Source organism: Porcipelethomonas sp., from assembly GCF_051893655.1.
In the GTDB taxonomy this organism is placed as follows: Bacteria; Bacillota; Clostridia; order Oscillospirales; family Ruminococcaceae; genus Porcipelethomonas.
The window spans coordinates 8347-10387 of record NZ_JBJFHN010000089.1 but is presented as its reverse complement, the minus strand read 5'-3'; the positions used below and the strand labels follow the sequence as shown (position 1 = coordinate 10387).

The 2041-nt window shown below is 32.8% G+C and carries 2 protein-coding genes; both read left to right on the top strand.

All coding sequences use genetic code 11. The features are described from left to right. The first annotated feature begins 575 nt into the window (after positions 1 to 575). Positions 576 to 941, top strand: coding sequence for a GntR family transcriptional regulator (locus ACI4WO_RS05135; protein WP_439806488.1), 366 nt, complete (start codon positions 576 to 578; stop codon positions 939 to 941). 32 nt (positions 942 to 973) lie between these two features. Then, positions 974 to 1825: an ATP-binding cassette domain-containing protein gene (locus ACI4WO_RS05130; RefSeq protein ID WP_439806489.1), complete on the top strand. Its 852-nt coding sequence runs from the start codon at positions 974 to 976 to the stop codon at positions 1823 to 1825. Positions 1826 to 2041 lie beyond the last annotated feature (216 nt).

The following is a 2041-nucleotide window of genomic DNA, read 5'->3' as shown; positions in this document are numbered from 1 at the left end:
TCATCTTGATGGGAGCTTTCTTAAAATAAATGTTTCCATTCAAATAAATTGTCGATCCTTATTTACAAAAATTCATAAAAGTAAGCCTCGTCTGAAACTTCTTGCCTTTTAGGTCGAGAATAATTAGTTCAGCTACAAGGTGACGGATAAAGTTTTTTCTTTGTTTTACTTTCTTTTCACATGAAAAGAAAGTAATGTAAGCATTTCTTTGTTACTTTCTTGTTGCCACAAGAAAGTAACAGAAGGGCGAGCAATGCTCGCCCCTACAAAGTAAGCTGTCGAGCCTTATTTAAATTCTCTATGAAGTAAATCTTCGTGAATTAATTAAAATATACAGTCGATGAAAATCGAAATAAAAGTTTTTGCCTTACTTTTTGAAAAAAGTTAGATGATTGTTAAATAAAGGTTAAAATAGTATTATATTTAAAAGTATACATCTTTAAGAGTACAATGTCAACCGCTAAGGGTCGGGAAAAAATATAAAAAAGGTATTGACAAAGAAAAAAAGATATGGTATTATATGACTGTAGTTAGTTACTAGAGTAGTTAACCACATAAGAAAGGAGGCATAACATATGCAGATAAATTTTGACAGTGAAAAGCCGATTTTTATACAGATTGCAGAAGGAATTGAAGACGCAGTTTTAACTGGTGCTTTTGAGGAGGACAGTCAGATTCCTTCAATAACGGATTTTTCTGTCAATTATAAGATAAATCCTGCAACAGCTCTTAAGGGAATAAATATTCTGGTAGATGAAGGAATCATATATAAGAAGCGGGGTGTTGGTATGTTTGTAGCTCAGGGTGCAAAGGAAAAGCTTAAAGAAAAGAGAAAAGATGCTTTTTTTGATAATTATATTAAATCAATGCTAAGTGAGGCAAAGCGTCTGGGACTTACAAAAAAAGATATCATTGATATGCTTTATAAAGAAGAAATATGAAAGACAGCTGCAAATGCGGCGGAACGGAGATTATTATGGCAATTGAAATCAAAGATATTACAAAGGATTTTAGAAAAATCAGAGCACTTGAAAATGTAAATCTTACGTTTGAAGAAGGCAGAATTTACGGACTTCTCGGAAGAAATGGTGCTGGCAAATCAACATTATTAAAAATTATATCCAACAGACTTTTTACATCTGACGGAAGTGTTATTATTGACGGTGAACCAGCTAAGGAAAATGATCATGCACTGAGAAAAATTTATCTTATGAATGAAAGCAATCTTTATCCTCAAAAAATGAAAATAAAGGATATTTTTAAATGGACTCAGGAATTTTATCCGGGTTTTGACATGGAATATGCAAAAAAGCTTTCCGATGCTTTCGGTCTGAAGCTTAATAAAACTCCTCGTTCACTTTCTACAGGATATACCTCAATTTATAAAATCATAATTGCTCTGTCAGTAAATACGCCTTATGTATTTTTAGATGAACCTGTTTTAGGTCTGGACGCAAATCACAGAGATTTGTTTTACAGATTCCTTATCGAAAAATATGCGGAAAATCCTTTCTGCTGCGTAATTTCAACGCATATTATCGAAGAAGTTTCATCGGTAATTGAAGATGTAATAATTATTAAAGATGGCAAGGTTATAAGAAATCAATCAAGGGACAGTCTGTTAAAAACCGGCTATACCGTTTCAGGCTCTGCCGCAGCAATTGATAAATATATTGAGGGAAAAGAAGTTATAGGCTGCGATTCTATCGGCGGACTTAAAACTGCGTATATTCTTGGAAGTCCTGATAAGGCATCACTGCCCGATAATATTGAAGTAACCGCAATGGATCTTCAGAAGCTCTTTGTACAGCTAACCAATTCATAAACCTGTTTTTGTTAAAAAAGTTTTTTGCTTATTTAAAGGAACAAATAAAAGAAACCCACGTCTGAAAGTTTTTCTCTTACTTTTTTTTCAAAAAGTAAGCTGTCGAGCCTTATCTAAATGAATCAATAAAATCAACCCACGTCTGAAAGTTTTTGTCTTACTTTTTTTCAAAAAGTAAGCTGTCGAGCCTTATCTAAATGAATCAATAAAATTAAC

Bases quoted from the DNA above. Each gene is read 5' to 3' on its own strand.
- ACI4WO_RS05135 (WP_439806488.1), top strand. From the start codon at position 576: ATGCAGATAAATTTTGACAGTGAAAAGCCGATTTTTATACAGATTGCA.